The 14,346-nt window shown below is 70.6% G+C and carries 11 protein-coding genes and 1 tRNA gene; 3 read left to right on the top strand and 9 right to left on the bottom strand.

Annotated elements, in window-relative coordinates:
* The 3 genes from OPU66_RS11430 to ubiA all read right to left on the bottom strand — a co-directional run.
* The coding region (locus OPU66_RS11430; RefSeq protein ID WP_498553776.1) for a 3'(2'),5'-bisphosphate nucleotidase CysQ at positions 1-760 on the bottom strand (760 nt) is incomplete at its 3' end.
* On the bottom strand, positions 753-2,099 hold the full coding sequence (locus OPU66_RS11425) for a TldD/PmbA family protein (RefSeq protein WP_498553775.1): 1,347 nt from the start codon (positions 2,097-2,099) through the stop codon (positions 753-755). The genes OPU66_RS11425 and OPU66_RS11430, both read right to left, overlap by 8 nt.
* A 22-nt stretch (positions 2,100-2,121) precedes the next feature.
* Positions 2,122-3,024 (bottom strand): 4-hydroxybenzoate octaprenyltransferase, encoded by a 903-nt coding sequence (gene ubiA / locus OPU66_RS11420; RefSeq protein ID WP_498553774.1) that lies wholly within the window; start codon positions 3,022-3,024, stop codon positions 2,122-2,124.
* Positions 3,025-3,182: 158 nt separating this feature from the next.
* Here ubiA and OPU66_RS11415 point away from each other — a divergent pair, with 158 nt between their 5' ends.
* On the top strand, positions 3,183-3,935 hold the full coding sequence (locus tag OPU66_RS11415; RefSeq protein ID WP_498553773.1) for a 16S rRNA (uracil(1498)-N(3))-methyltransferase: 753 nt from the start codon (positions 3,183-3,185) through the stop codon (positions 3,933-3,935).
* A gap of 62 nt (positions 3,936-3,997) precedes the next feature.
* Entirely contained in the window at positions 3,998-5,371 is a 1,374-nt protein-coding gene (locus tag OPU66_RS11410) for a glutamate--cysteine ligase (RefSeq protein WP_498553772.1), read from the top strand.
* A 41-nt stretch (positions 5,372-5,412) separates the two neighbouring features.
* On the opposite strand, the gene OPU66_RS11405 is transcribed toward OPU66_RS11410, so the two are convergent.
* The 6 genes from OPU66_RS11405 to OPU66_RS11380 all read right to left on the bottom strand — a co-directional run bounded on the left by OPU66_RS11405 (position 5,413) and on the right by OPU66_RS11380 (position 11,198).
* The gene (locus tag OPU66_RS11405) at positions 5,413-6,759 is read right to left on the bottom strand and encodes a sensor histidine kinase (RefSeq protein WP_498553771.1); all 1,347 of its coding nucleotides are present in this window, start codon (positions 6,757-6,759) and stop codon (positions 5,413-5,415) included.
* Entirely contained in the window at positions 6,756-7,478 is a 723-nt protein-coding gene (locus OPU66_RS11400) for a response regulator (RefSeq protein ID WP_498553770.1), read from the bottom strand. The genes OPU66_RS11405 and OPU66_RS11400 overlap by 4 nt, the downstream gene beginning before the upstream one ends.
* Positions 7,479-7,547: 69 nt before the next feature.
* The gene (locus tag OPU66_RS11395; protein WP_498553769.1) at positions 7,548-8,105 is read right to left on the bottom strand and encodes an EF-hand domain-containing protein; all 558 of its coding nucleotides are present in this window, start codon (positions 8,103-8,105) and stop codon (positions 7,548-7,550) included.
* A gap of 162 nt (positions 8,106-8,267) precedes the next feature.
* Entirely contained in the window at positions 8,268-8,936 is a 669-nt protein-coding gene (locus tag OPU66_RS11390) for a hypothetical protein (RefSeq protein WP_498553768.1), read from the bottom strand.
* 140 nt (positions 8,937-9,076) lie between these two features.
* Positions 9,077-9,150: transfer RNA gene (locus OPU66_RS11385), tRNA-Gly, on the bottom strand.
* 38 nt (positions 9,151-9,188) lie between these two features.
* Positions 9,189-11,198 (bottom strand): ATP-binding protein, encoded by a 2,010-nt coding sequence (locus OPU66_RS11380; RefSeq protein WP_498553767.1) that lies wholly within the window; start codon positions 11,196-11,198, stop codon positions 9,189-9,191.
* Between the two features lie 309 nt (positions 11,199-11,507).
* Here OPU66_RS11380 and OPU66_RS11375 point away from each other — a divergent pair, with 309 nt between their 5' ends.
* Positions 11,508-14,324 carry a DUF8508 domain-containing protein gene (locus OPU66_RS11375; RefSeq protein WP_498553766.1) on the top strand — a complete coding sequence of 939 codons (2,817 nt, stop codon included), beginning with the start codon at positions 11,508-11,510 and terminating at the stop codon, positions 14,322-14,324.
* The last annotated feature ends 22 nt before the right edge of the window (positions 14,325-14,346 follow it).

The following is a 14,346-nucleotide window of genomic DNA, read 5'->3' as shown; positions in this document are numbered from 1 at the left end:
CCGCCCGCGCGGCCAGCCGCGCGCGGGCGGCCGCATGGATGCCGGGCACGGCGGCGAGCACACCGAACAGCTCGGCCGTCGGGCTGTTCCAGCCGATCGGCGCGCCCAGCGCATCGGTGACGATCGCCCCCGCCTCGGCCGCGATCAGCGCGGCGGCCGCAATGTCCCATTCGCGGCCCCAGCGCAGGCTGGCGACCAGATCGACCTCGCCCGCCGCGATCATCGCGATGCGCAGCGCGATCGAGTTGGGGCGCGGCACCGCGACCAGATCGGCGTCATCGGCGGGCAATGTGTCGGCCGGCACGCGCGCGCCGGGCAGCGCCTGCCGGTCGGCAATGGCCAGCCGCCGGCCGTTCAGCCATGCGCCGCGCCCGCGCTCGGCCCGCCACATCTCGCCCCGCGCGGGGGCGGCGAGCACGCCCAGCACCGCCTGCCCCTGTTCGATCAGCGCCACCGAAATCGCCCAGCCGGGCCGCCCGGCGATGAAATCGCGCGTGCCGTCAATGGGATCGATCATCCAGGTGCGCGGCCGCGCCAGCCGGTCGGCACTGTCGGCGGTTTCCTCGGACAGCCAGCCCGCCCCGGGGTCGAGCGCGGTCAGACGCGCCTGCAGCAGCGCGTCGACCGCCAGATCGGCATCCGACACCGGCTGGCCCGGGGCCTTTTCCCATGTCCTGAACCCGGCACGGGCATGGCCGAGCGCGAGCGCCCCGGCCTCGTCCGCGATTGCGGCGACCGCATCGATCAGCCGGTCAGCCACCGGCGAGCGTCATCCCCTCGACCAGCAGGGTCGGCACATTGACCGCATAGCGATGCTCGAGATCGTCGGCGGCGGTGAGGTTGGCGAGCATGTCGCGCAGATTGCCGGCAATCGTCACCTCGGCGACCGCGCGGGTGAGCACGCCATTTTCGATCAGGAACCCGCCCGCGCCGCGGCTGTAATCGCCGGTCACGCCATTGACGCCCTGACCGATCAGCTCGGTCACGTAAAAACCATGCGCGATGCCGGCGAGCAGATCGTCGCGCGAGAGCGTGCCGCCGACCAGATCGACATTGCTTGCCCCCACGCCCGGCGGGCCGCCGACGCCGCGCACCGCATGGCCGGTCGGCGCGCGGCCGAGCTGGCGGGCCGAGGCGCTGTCGAGCAGCCAGCCGGTCAGCCGCCCGTCATCGATGATCCGGCACTCGGCGGTCGGCAGCCCTTCGCCGTCGAACGGGCGCGAGCGCAGGCCGCGCCGCCGGTGCGGCGTATCGATGACCGACAGGCCGCGCGGCAGCACATGCTCACCCTCCATGTCGAGCAGAAAGCTCGTCCGCCTTGCGATCGCCGAACCCGAAATCGCGCCCAGCACATGGCCGATCAGGCTGTTGCCGACCCGGGGATCGAACACCACCGGCAGCGCGCCGCTCGGCAGCCGCGCCGCGCCCAGCCGCGCCACCGCCCGCTCGCCCGCCAGCCGGCCGACCTGCTCGGCGGGTTCGAGATCGGCCAGATGGCGCGTCCAGTGCCACGCCCCGTCGCGCTGCTTGGCCCCGCCCTCGCCCGCCAGCATCGAGGCCGAGACCGAATGGGCGCTGGCGCGGTAGCCGCCGGCAAAGCCGTGGCTGGTGGCGATGGCGACAAGGCTCGATCCCGCACTGGCGCTGGCGCCTTCGCTGTTCGACACGCCGGCCACGCCGCGCGCCGCCTCTTCCGCGGCGAGCGCGCGGGCGCGCAGCGCCTCGGGCGCGGGATCGACACCGTCATTCAGGTCGAGATCGGGGGCCGGGCCGCGCATCAGCGCGTCTTCGGGAGCAAGCCCGGCATATTGGTCTTCGGGCGCTTCGCGCGCCATCGCCACCGCCCGCTCGGCCAGCGCATCGAGCCGGGCCGGGGCGAGGTCGGACGCCGAAACGCTCGCCGAACGCCGGCCGACAAACACCCTCAGCCCGATTTCCTCGCCATCCGAGCGGTCGACATTCTCCAGCCGGCCGAGCCGGACATGCACCTCGGTCGACTGGTTGGCGTGATAGATCGCATCGGCGGCATCGGCCCCGGCCCGGCGCGCGGCGGCGACGAGATCCTGAAGGCGGGCGGCAGCATCGTCGGAAGAAAGCATCAGCTGCACTTAAGGTCGCGGCTCAGCCCGCGCCAGTCCCGACCGTCAGGCACGCAAGAAAGACCAGCAGCCCGGCCATGCGGTTCGACCGGAAGCGCGCCAGCGCATCATCGGCATCGCCGGGTTCGAGCGCCAGCACCTGCCAGAGCAGATGCAGCGCCGCCGGCGCAAGCGCGACCAGCGCCAGCGGATCGGCGCGCACGCCCCAGATCGCCAGCCCCCAGCAGGTCAGAGCCAGCGCGTAAAAGCCGCCAATCCCCGCGCGCACCCGCCCGCCCAGCGCCAGCGCCGACGACCGGATGCCGACCAGCGCGTCATCCTCGCGGTCCTGCAGCGCATAGATGGTGTCATAGCCGATCACCCAGGCGACCGTGCCCAGATAAAGCGCGGCCATCGGCCAGCCGGGCGTGCCCGCAATCGCCGTCCAGCCGACCAGCGCGCCCCAGGAAAACACCATGCCCAGCCAGGCCTGGGGCCACCAGGTGATCCGCTTCATGAACGGATAGGCGGCGACCGGGGCGAGGCTTGCCAGCGCGATGGCGATGGCGAGCGGCGGCAGCTGCACCAGCACCACCAGCCCGACCGCGCACAGGATCAGCAGCCAGCCCCACGCCGCCTTCAGCGACACCAGCCCGGCGGCGAGCGGCCGGCCGCGCGTGCGCGCCACCTGCGCATCGAGATCGCGGTCGATGATGTCGTTATACACACAGCCCGCGCCGCGCATCGCCACAGATCCGACCAGCAGCCAGAACAGCAGCGGCACATGGGTGAACGCGCCGCCCGCCAGCGCCACACCCCAGGCGCAGGGCCAGAACAGCAGCCACCAGCCGATCGGCCGGTCGAGCCGGGCGAGCAGGATGAAGGGCCGCAGCCGGCCGGACGCCGCCAGCCGCCTGTGCTCGGTATCGGGAAGCGCCGTGGACATGCCCGCGCCCTAGAGCATTTCCCGGCCGGGTGGAATCACCCCGCGCCCCGGAAAATGCTGCGAATCAGGGGTCTGGAACGGCCGGTGCGGCGCGCGCGACCGGCGGCGGGCGCGGCGCGATGCTTGGCCGGGCGCGTCGGCTCGGCTAAGCCGCCGCCATGCCCGCCACCCCCGCCTGGCCGCCCCGGTCCGCCCCGCGCCTGTTCGTCGATCCGCCGCTGGCCGAAGGGCTGGAGCTGCGGCTCGACGGCGCGCAGGCGCATTATCTGGGCAGCGTGATGCGGATGCGCCCCGGCGGCATCGTCATCCTGTGCGACGACCAGACCGGCGAATGGGCGGGCGAGATCGTCGCCCAGGGCAAGCGCGACCTGACCGTCAGGCTGACCCGGCGGCTGCGCCCGCGCGAGCCGGTGCCCGACATCTGGCTGTGCGCCGCCCCGATCAAGCGCGGGCGCATCGACTGGGTGGTCGAAAAGGCCGCCGAACTGGGCGCGGCGCGGCTGATGTTCGTGGCGACGCGGCGCGCGGTCGTCGACCGGCTGAACCTTGACCGGCTGCGCGCGCACATGATCGAGGCCGCCGAGCAGTGCGCGCGGACCGCGCTGCCCGAACTGCACGACCTGACCGGGCTGGAATCGCTGCTTGGCGCATGGCCGGCGGACCGGCATCTGTTCTTCGCCGACGAGGAAGGCGGCACGCCCATCGCCGCCGCCATCGCCGCCCGCCCCGGCCCGGCGGCGATCCTGATCGGCCCGGAAGGCGGGTTCGACGCCGATGAGCGCGCGCTGATCCGCGCCCTGCCGGCGGCGGTGCCGGTGTCGCTTGGCCCGCGCATCCTGCGCGCCGACACGGCGGCGGCCGCCGCCCTGTCGGTGTGGATGGCGCTCGCGGGCGATTGGGTAGCAAAATAAAATCTATTTTTTTCGGGCGTGGCCCCATAGAGGCGGGGCCAGCCAGTGAGGGACCGGACGAGATGAGCACGCGTGACGACAGCAGCCAGGACGATCCCCTGATCGAATCGCGCGACCAGCTGGTCGCGCTGTTCGCGGGCGGTGAAAAGCCGCCGGCCGACTGGCGGATCGGCACCGAGCATGAAAAGTTCGTCTATCGCCGCGACGGCCATGCCGCGCCCGGCTATGCCGAGCCGGGCGGCATCCGCGATCTGCTGCAGGGCCTGACCCGGTTCGGCTGGCGGCCGGTGATGGAGGGCGAGCACATGATCGCGCTGCGCGGCGCGGACGGCACGATCAGCCTTGAACCCGCCGGCCAGCTCGAACTGTCGGGCGCGCCGCTTGAAAATCTGCACCAGACCTGCGCCGAAACCGGCCGCCATCTGGAGCAGGTCAAGGCTGTGGGCGACGAGCTGGGCCTGGGTTTTCTGGGCCTTGGCATGTGGCCCGACAAACGCCGCGACGAGCTGCCGGTGATGCCCAAGGGCCGCTATCAGATCATGCTGCGCCACATGCCGCGCGTCGGCAGCATGGGGCTGGACATGATGCTGCGCACCTCGACCATCCAGGTCAATCTCGACTATGCGAGCGAGCCCGACATGGTGCGCAAGTTCCGCGTCGGGCTGGCGCTCCAGCCGCTGGCGACCGCGCTGTTCGCCAACTCGCCCTTCACCGAGGGGCGGCCGAACGGCTTTCTGTCCTATCGCAGCCATATCTGGTCGGACACCGATCCGGCGCGCACCGGGATGCTGCCGTTCGTGTTCGAGGACGGCTTCGGCTATGAACGCTATGCCGATTACGCGCTCGACGTGCCGATGTATTTCGTGTTCCGCGACGGCCGCTATATCGACGCCGCAGGCCAGAGCTTCCGCGATTTCCTGCGCGGCGAACTGCCGGCGCTGCCGGGCGAGCGGCCGCGCCTGTCGGACTGGGCGGACCATCTGTCGACGGCGTTTCCCGAAGTGCGGATGAAAAGCTTTCTGGAAATGCGCGGCGCCGATGGCGGGCCGTGGAGCCGCATCTGCGCGCTGCCCGCATTCTGGGTCGGGCTGCTATACGATCAGACGGCGCTCGATGCGGCGTGGGATCTGGTCCGCCCCTGGTCGATGGCCGGGCGCGAGGCGCTGCGCCAGGATGTGCCGCGGCTGGGGCTGGATGCGCCGCTGCCCGGCGGCGGCAAACTGCGCGACATCGCAGGCGAGGTGCTGACGATCGCCGAGGCCGGGCTCAACCGCCGCGCGGCGCGCAACAGCGCCGGCGACACCGAGGCCGGCTTCCTCGCCCCGCTCTGGGATGTGGTGCGCAGCGGCAAGACGCCCGCCGAGCAACTGCTCGATCTGTATCACGGCGAATGGGGCGGCGATCTCAGCCGCGTCTACGGCGCGTTCAGCTTCTGATTGGCGCGCCGGGCGGCCCCGCCCGGCCGCGGAAACGCCGCTCAGCCTGCGGGCAGCGTCAGCGTCGCCTGTAGCCCACCCCCCGGCCGGTTGGCGAGGCGGATGCTGCCGCCATGCCCCTCGGCAATGGCGCGGGCGAGCGCGAGGCCCAGCCCGGCGCCGCCGGTTTCGCGGCTGCGCGACGTTTCCAGCCGGGTAAAGGGTTCGAACATCGCCTCGATCCGGTCGGGCGGAATGCCCGGCCCGTCATCGGCGACATGGACGGCAACCCCAGCATCGCCGTCGCGCTCGACCGAAATCCGCGCACAGCCGCCATATTTGAGGGCGTTTTCAATCAGGTTGCGCACCGCCCGCTTGATCAGCGTCGGGCGGATGGCGACGGTCAGCCGCCCGGCGGGCGCGACCTCGACATCGGCACCCAGATCCTCGAATTCCTCGACCAGACTGTCGATCAGCGCCGGCAGGTCGATGCGCTCGACCGCCTCGCTTGGCCGCCCCAGCCGCGCCAGCGACAGGATATCGTCGAGCGTGCGGTTCATCTCGTCGATGGTCGCGGCCATGCGCGCGCGCTCGCCCTCGTCCTCGACCAGCTCGGTGCGCACGCGCAGCGATGCCAGCGGCGTGCGCAGATCATGGCCGATTGCGCCCAGCATCCGGTCTTTTTCATCGAGCATGCCGACGATCCGCGTGCGCATCGCGTTGAACGCGGCGACCAGCCGGCGGATATCGTCGGGACCGCGTTCGGCGACGGGCCGGGCGGCGCGGTCGCGGCTGAACCCCTCCGCCGCCAGCCGCAGCTCGGCCAGCGGGCGCGCCAGCCGGTGGCCGACCCACAGCACCGCGAGCAGCACAAAGCCGTAAAGCACCAGAGTCTGGAAGGCGAGCCAGCCGATCACCCGCCCCTCACCGGGGGGCAGCGAGGCGGCCGTCGTCACCCAGCGCCCGGGCGCGATTGCGGCCGACACGACGATGATCTGGCGCTGCTGCACCGCCGCGCCGCGCAGCATCCGCCCGCGCCCGTCGACGCGCACGCTGAACTCGCGCGCCGGCACCTGCGCGGCGCGCAGCGCATCCACCTCGACCCCGATCTGGGCGAGCATGTCGCGCCCGCGTTCGGCCATGTCGGGCAGCTGCGCCATCGCCGGGCGCACCGGGCTGTCGCCGGTCAGCAGCGCACCACCCGCCATCGCCGCGTCAGGCTGGCCGGCGCGGGCGCGCTGCACCGCCTCGGCCAGCCGCGCCAGCGCGAAGGTGCCGGCCTGCGCGACCGCCTGACGCTTGGTCGCCTGCAACAGCAGGGTGAAGTTGACCGCCTGCGCCGCGCCCAGCGCCAGCGCGACGAGCAGCGCCAGCTGCCCGCCCAGGCTGCGCGGCAGCAGCCGGGTCACAGGCGGGTCACATCGGCGGCAAGGCTGTAGCCGCCGCCCCAGACGGTCTTGATCAGCGCCGGGTTGCGCGGATCGGCCTCCACCTTGCGGCGCAGGCGGCTGATGTGATTGTCGATCGCGCGATCAAACGCATGCGCCTCGCGGCCATAGGCAAGGTCGAGCAGCTGGTCGCGGCTGAGCACCTGATGGGGATGGGTGACGAAGGCGCGCATCAGGTTGAACTCGCCGGTCGACAGCGGCACGCCGACGCCGTCGGGATCGACCAGCTTGCGCTCCCCGGCTTTCAGCACCCAGCCGGCAAAGGCGTAGCTGCCGGTCTCGGGCGGCTTCATCCGCGTGCCGCCGCCACGCCCGGCGCGGCGCAGGATGACCTTGATCCGCGCCACCAGCTCACGCGGGTTGAACGGCTTTACGACATAATCGTCCGCGCCCATTTCCAGCCCGACGATCCGGTCGGTATCCTCGGCCATGGCGGTGAGCAGGATGACCGGCAGGTCGCCGGTCGCGCGGATATGGCGGCACAGGCTCAGCCCGTCCTCGCCCGGCATCATCACGTCGAGGATCGCCAGATCGATCGCATAGCCGTTGAGCCGCTCGCGCGCTGCCGCCGCATCGCCCGCCTGGGTGACGCGAAAGCCGCTGCGCACCAGATAGGCGGCCAGCGGCTCGCGGATCGCGCGCTCGTCATCGACGAGCAGAAGGTGCGGCTTGTCGTCCATCCGCCGGGCTTAGAGCATTTTTGCGCCGGGTTGAATCACCTGCCGGCAAGCACCTGACAGCGCCGCCGCTCAGCTACCCCTGTTCGCGCGCGCCGCCGCCCGCTCGGCCGGGGTCACAACGCCGTCATGATCGGTATCGGCGCGGTCGAACCGGGCCAGCAGATGGGCGCGCAGCTCCGCCTCGGTCACCGCGCCGTCACGGTCGCTGTCCGCCCCGGCGAGCAGCGCCCCGCCGCGCATCCGGGCAGCCATCAGGCGGTCGCCACCCGCGCCGCGCCCGCCACGGGCGGCGCGCCGGGCTTGCCCCGCCTCCCATTCCGCGCGGCTGATGCTGCCGTCACGATCGGCATCGATCCGGTCGAACATCCGCCCGGCCAGCGCCGCCTGCCGCGCCGCGCGATCGGCCGGGGTCAGCCGCCCGTCGCCATCGACATCCATCCGCGCAAACCGCGCCGCCACCCGCGCCGCGACCGCCGCGCGGCTGATATCGCCGCCCGCGGGGCCGGCCTCTCGGCCAACCAGCGGCATTGCGGCGGGTTCAACGGCGGCAGGTTCAGCAGCAGCAAGGGCAATCCCGCCGGTCACGGCAAACGCGCCAAGGGCGGACAGCAACAGGGCAAGCGACATGGCGATACACTCCCGCGATCATGGACGCCGGACCATCCGGCCCGACCCGATGAACGCAGCAATCGCACAGACCCTTCGCACAGCTATCGCAGCGGCGGCCCGGCTTTGTCGCCAAATGTCGCGTGTCCGCCGGGATCATGGTGTGCCGGCGACATCATACTGTCAGCACGCCACCCGTCCCGCGCCGGCCCAGCCGAACATGCCCATCGCCCGCCGCGTGGCCCGCGCCTCGACCCGCAAGGCCGGGGCCAGACGATCATCATCGGCAATCCGGCGCAGCATCTGCGCCAGATCGGCCGGGCAGATCCCCGCAACCTGCGCCCGCGCCACCCCGTCAACCACCCAGCCGGGCGGCGCATCGCTGCCGCGCCCGGCCGGCGGCGGCAGCTGAAACCGGTCGGCCACCCGCTCCGGCAGCGCATCATCCCGGGCACGGACGGTCTCCGCCACTGCCGACGAAACCAGCTCGCCCACCGCCGCGACAAAGGGAGATGGCGCGGGCACGATCCGGGGCGGGGCGTGATAGGCAAGCGCCAGCGCGATCAGCGCGGCCGCGTCCCGGTGATCGCCATGCACCGGGGCCAGCGCCGCCGGCAGACACAGCCGCTCCCCCTCCATCCGGCCGAACAGGCGATCATCGGCACAGGCAAAGACCGCGCTGGCCTGCAGTGCCGCCCGCGCTTTGTCCGGTGCGGCCGTGCCGGACTGGGCGGGCGGCAGGCCGGGCGTCTCCGGCACGCCATGGGCCGGGGCGGCGGTCATGCCGCACAAGGCCAGCACGAACCCGGTCACGCCGCGCGAAATCAGCCCAAGCGAAAATCCTGTCGGCAACGCCCCGGCTCCGTTCCGAACAATCCCGGTCGCGGATTTAGCATGGCATGGCCGGCGCGCACGCCCGATCGCATCCGAAATCGAACCAACGCTCCCGGTGCGGCAATGACGCGCGCGGGTAACATGATGGGCCGGAAAAATGGAGCGGGTAACGGGGATCGAACCCGTATCACAAGCTTGGAAGGCTAGTGCTCTACCATTGAGCTATACCCGCCCGGATCGGGGGGCGAGTGCCATGCCCGCCCGGTTCCGTCAATCGTCCTTGACGGGCAGCAGCGTGTGCCGGCCCGCCGGTGCCGGCGGGCAGCAGGCCGCGACCGGCAGGCTGATGCGGAAGGCCGCGCCCTCTTCGGCATCGAGCAGGCCGATGCGGCCATTATGCGCTTCCATGATCGAACGGCAGATCGACAGGCCAAGGCCCATGCCCTCCGGCTTGCTGGTCGCCAGCGGCTCGAACAGCCGCGCGGCAATCTCGGGGGCCAGCCCCGGCCCATTGTCGGCGATGGTCAGCGCAATGCTCTCGCCATCCGTCGATGCGCGGATGCAAATGCGCGGCCGGGTGACGCCGGCCACCGCCTCGCACGCATTGCGGACGAGGTTGTAGACGACCTGCTCGATCTGGATCGGATCGACATCGATCGCCATGTCGGGATCGGCATAGGCGATGTCCAGCTGGATGCGCTGCTTGCGGATGCGGTCCTCATTGCCGCGCACCGCCGCGTCGACAATGTCGCGCAGCGGGCAGCACACCGTCTCGCGCCCGCCGCCGGTCACCAGCTTGCGCATCCGCCGGATGATGTCGGAGGCCCGGCGCGTCTGGTTCTGGGCGAGCAGCACCGACTGGCGCATCGTCTCGCCCGGCCGCTCCTGGCCGGCGGCGAGTGCGGCGAGGATCGACAGATGATTGGCAAGCGCCGTCAGCGGCTGGTTCAGCTCATGCGCCAGCGTGGCGGCGAACACGCCCATGGCCGACAGGCGCGACGCCTTTTGCAGCCGGTCCTCGGTCGCGGCCAGCCGTGCCTCAAGCTGATGGGCGGCGGTCACGTCGACGGCAAAGCCGTGCGCGCGGATGCCCTGCCCGGCCCCGCTGCGCGCGGTGACGGCACCGAACACGCGGATCCAGCGCTCGGCCCCGGCCGCGCCGACGCGCATCACCGTGTCGAACGCCTCCGGCCCGGTCCCGGCAAGCGCGTCGACGATGTTGATTTCAAGCGCGCTCAGATCCTGCGGATGAATGAGGCCGAGCACGTCACCCGGCTCGCGGATCGTTCCCGGCGCAAGGCCGAGCAGACAGTCGAGATGCCCGGAATGATGCAGCCGGCCGGCGGCGACATCCCATTCCCACACGACCATGCCGACGCCGCCGGCCGCGATCGCGAACCGGGCCTCCCGCGCCTCGAGGTCGGCGGTCCAGCGCGCAAAGCGCACGGCATCGGCGAGCAGCGCGCAGGCCTTTTCGACGGTCGCCAGTTGCAGCGCCGTCCAGTCGCGCGGGGCGCTGGCGTGCACGAACAGGAAGTTGACCAGCCTGCCCCCGTCCATGAACGGCACGGTGATGATCGCCCCGACACCCAGCGCCTGGTACTGGGCGAGGTGATCGGGGCGGCTGGTGCGCGGGTCGTGCCGCAGGTCCGGGATCGCGGCCATGCGGCCGGCGCGCATCTCGGCAATGAACTCCGGCCCGAAATCGTCCATCCGCCACGATCCGCGCACCAGAAAGATCGTGCCGTCGTTCCAGCCGCGCTCGATGCGCGCATATTCCCCCTGCGGATCGACATGGGCGATCCCGACCTGACCGGCATCCAGATAGCGGCCGATCAGTTCGGCTGCCCGGTCGAGCGCTTCATGCGGCCCGGCAGCGGTCGCAATCGCCAGCCTGATCCGGCCGAGCAGATCGGCGGCGCGCCGGCTGGGCGCACGGACATCACGGTCGCTGAGCAGGTAATGGACGGCACCGGCCCGGGCACCGCGCGGCCCGCGCACGATGCGGCCATGCACCCACACCCAGCCCGACGCACCCCGGATACGGAACAGCAGGGCCAGCGCCGAGCGCCCCGGCGAGGCCGAATCAGCGAGCGCGGCGCGCACGAATGGACGGTCGCCGGGATGGACGGCACGCAGGGCAGCCACCCGCCCGATGCCGCGTTCGACCGGGGCCAGACCGGCCAGCGCGCACAGCCCGGCCGACAGCACCAGCCGCCCGCCTTCGCCCGGCCATGCGATTCGCGCGCCGGCCAGCACGGTCGTCTGACGACCCGTCATGGCGTGACCACCGCCTCCTTCGTCCTCCGCGCCGGGTGCGCGCCGCATGGCTGTCTCAGGTCTCCGATTGCCGGCTTGAATGGCTGCCATCGGTCATGCGCCCCGGCGATCTCCCGCGACAGTGCGGATAATCCCCTATTTTGCGCCGGTTCCGGATCGGATCGGGGGGGAAGGACCGGACGCAACCGTGCCGTTGCGCCCCATTTTGGCACAGCCGGACAGCATAAGATTTTCTTAACAAATCTTAACATCACTGTAACCGTGATGGGGTTCTGGGGCTGGAACGCATTTTTCGGAAAAGGGGATGACATGACCACTGTGCGCCACGTGCTGGCATCGGGCGATTTTCGCCAGGATTGGAGCAATGCCGGGCTGATCACCGCCGCCAATGACTGGTCGGGCGTGCCGAGCATCATGGGCTATCGCGGCGACGATGTCGTCACCGCGACCGGCGTTGATCCGCGCACCATCACCGCGCCGTCCTCGTCGGAAGTGGTCGTGAACGTGGTCGCCAACCAGAGCAACCCCAGCGCCGGCAACCTGTCTGGCGGTGTGCTGGAGTTTGACGGCATCGCCAACCCGACCATCGCGCTCAACGGCTCGGGCACCGCCGATGCGCCGTCGATCGTCGTCTATCTGGACGCCACGGGCCGCGAGAACATCCGCTTTCAGGCGAACATCCGCGATCTCGACGCCACCGCCGACAATGCGATCCAGCAGGTCGCCGTGCAGTGGCGCACCGGCAATGGCAGCTGGTCGAACATCGCCTATATCGCCGACGCCACCCAGGCGAACAGCGCGACGCTGGTGACCGCCATCGACGTCACCCTGCCGGCGGGCGCGAACAATGCCGCCGATCTGCAGATCCGCGTCATCACCACCAATGCGGCCGGCAATGACGAGACGATCGGCATCGACGACATCGTCGTGTCGAGCGTGGCCGGCGGCCCGGACGTGACGCCGCCGACGCTGGCCGGGTTCGACCCGTCCGATCCCGATGATGGCGCGGTCGCCGTCGACCCGGCGGCCAATATCGTGCTGCGCTTCAGCGAGGCGGTGCAGGCCGGCCAGGGCAGCTTCACGCTGGCAAGCGGCAATGACGTGCGCGTGATCGCCGTCAGCGATCCGCAGGTGACGATCAGCGGCAACACCGTGACGATCAACCCGGTCGCCGATCTGATCGGCGGGCGCACCTATACGCTGACTGCACCCGCGGGCGTTCTCGCCGATCTGGCCGGCAACGCCTTTGCGGGCCTGCCGCAGGGTGCGCTCGACTTCACGACGCTCGGCACCGCGCCGGTGACGATCGGCGAGATTCAGGGGCTGGGCCATAGCAGTTCGTTCGTGAACACCCAGGTGCTGACCCAGGGCGTCGTCACCGCGATCGACACCAACGGCTTCTACATCCAGTCGGCAATCGGGGCTTCGGATGGCGACGACCGCACGTCGGACGGCATTTTCGTGCTGACCGGCGCCGCGCCGACCGGCGTGGCGCGCGGCGACCTGCTGCAAGTGCGCGCGACCGTGACCGAGTTCCGCCCGGGCAATGACGCCCGCAACCTCACCATCACCCAGCTGGTCTCGCCGACCTTCACCAAGCTGGGCACGGCGGCGTTCGAAACCGTGGTGCTGGGCCAGGGCGGCCGCACCGCGCCGACCGAAATCATCGATGATGACGGGCTGACCTCCTACGACCCGACCACCGACGGCATCGATTTCTACGAATCGCTCGAGGGCATGTACGTCACCGTCGACGCGCCGCTGGTCGTGTCCAACACCAACAGCTTCGGCGAGACCTATGTCGTCGCCAGCGGCGGCGCGGGCGCGACCGGCGTGTCGGAACGCGGCGGCATCACGATCAGCGAAGGCGATTACAACCCCGAACGGCTCCAGCTCGACAATGACAATGGCCTGTTCGCCGGCTTCAACGATCTCTACACGGTCGGCGACCGGCTGAGCAATGTCAGCGGCATCATCAGCTATTCCTTCCAGTCCTATGAGCTGCTGGTGACCGAAGCCGTCACCGTGACCGAGGATGTCGAGCTGGTCCGCGAGACGACCACCCTGCAGGAGCGCATCGACCGGCTGTCGGTTGCGACCTACAATATGGAAAACCTGTCCGCGGTCGACAGCCCGGACAAGATCTATTCGCTGGCCGCCGACATCGTGTTCAACCTCAATGCGCCCGACATCATCGCCGCGCAGGAAATCCAGGACGGGGACGGTGCCGGAACCGGGGCCAATCTGTCGGGCGTGCCGACCGCGCAGGCGCTGATCCAGGCGATCCTCGACATGGGCGGGCCGGAATATGCCTATGCCGAAATCGCGCCCTCGGTCGCCAACTCGACCGGTGGCGAGCCGAACGGCAATATCCGCAACGGTTTCTTCTACGATCCGTCGCGGGTCACGCTGGTCGCCGGGTCGCTGCAGCTGATCAACGATCCGATCTACAGCGGCACCCGCCGGCCGCTCACCGCCAGCTTCGAGTTCAACGGCGAGACGGTGACTCTGGTCAACGTCCATTCGACCTCGCGTGGCGGCTCCGATCCGCTGTTCGGGGCGAAGCAGCCGCCGGCCGATGCCGGCGATGCCGCCCGCACCGCGCAGATGGCGGCGGTGCGCAGCTGGATCGACGCCAAGGTCGCGGCCGATCCGGCGGCGAAGATCGCCGTGCTCGGCGATTTCAACGGCTTTGTCTGGGAAAACGCGATCAAGACGCTGACCAATGGCGGGCTGATGCAGGACATGGCGACCGCGCTGCTGCCCGAGGAAGAGCGCTATTCCTATGTGTTCGAGGGCAATAATCAGGCGCTCGACCATATCGTCGCCACGTCGAACCTGCTCGCCGGTGCGCAGTTCGATGCCGTGCAGATCAATGCCGATCTGCCCGCCAGCGTCCAGCTGTCGACCGACCACAACCCGCTGCTGGCGCTGTTCCAGCTCGGCCCGACGGCGCAGACGATCTTCGCGCGCGAGCTGGCGTTCGACAACCAGCCCACCGGGGTGACGCCGGCCTTCGCCCAGAACGGCCAGCTGTTCGAGGCCGAATCGGTGGTGACGATGATGGCCCAGGGCCCAGAGCGGCACATGTTCGCGCTCGGCCAGGAATGGTTCCAGCTGGCCTGAGCCCCACCGCCTCGACCGGGGC

The organism is Sphingomonas sp. URJC2, assembly GCF_059803575.1.
This window is presented reverse-complemented; position numbering and strand designations above follow the sequence as displayed.

Bases quoted from the DNA above. Each gene is read 5' to 3' on its own strand.
- OPU66_RS11415 (WP_498553773.1), top strand. From the start codon at position 3,183: ATGCCCGCCACCCCCGCCTGGCCGCCCCGGTCCGCCCCGCGCCTGTTC.
- ubiA (WP_498553774.1), bottom strand. From the start codon at position 3,024: ATGTCCACGGCGCTTCCCGATACCGAGCACAGGCGGCTGGCGGCGTCC.
- OPU66_RS11425 (WP_498553775.1), bottom strand. From the start codon at position 2,099: ATGCTTTCTTCCGACGATGCTGCCGCCCGCCTTCAGGATCTCGTCGCC.
- OPU66_RS11395 (WP_498553769.1), bottom strand. From the start codon at position 8,105: ATGTCGCTTGCCCTGTTGCTGTCCGCCCTTGGCGCGTTTGCCGTGACC.
- OPU66_RS11380 (WP_498553767.1), bottom strand. From the start codon at position 11,198: ATGACGGGTCGTCAGACGACCGTGCTGGCCGGCGCGCGAATCGCATGG.
- OPU66_RS11375 (WP_498553766.1), top strand. From the start codon at position 11,508: ATGACCACTGTGCGCCACGTGCTGGCATCGGGCGATTTTCGCCAGGAT.
- OPU66_RS11410 (WP_498553772.1), top strand. From the start codon at position 3,998: ATGAGCACGCGTGACGACAGCAGCCAGGACGATCCCCTGATCGAATCG.
- OPU66_RS11400 (WP_498553770.1), bottom strand. From the start codon at position 7,478: ATGGACGACAAGCCGCACCTTCTGCTCGTCGATGACGAGCGCGCGATC.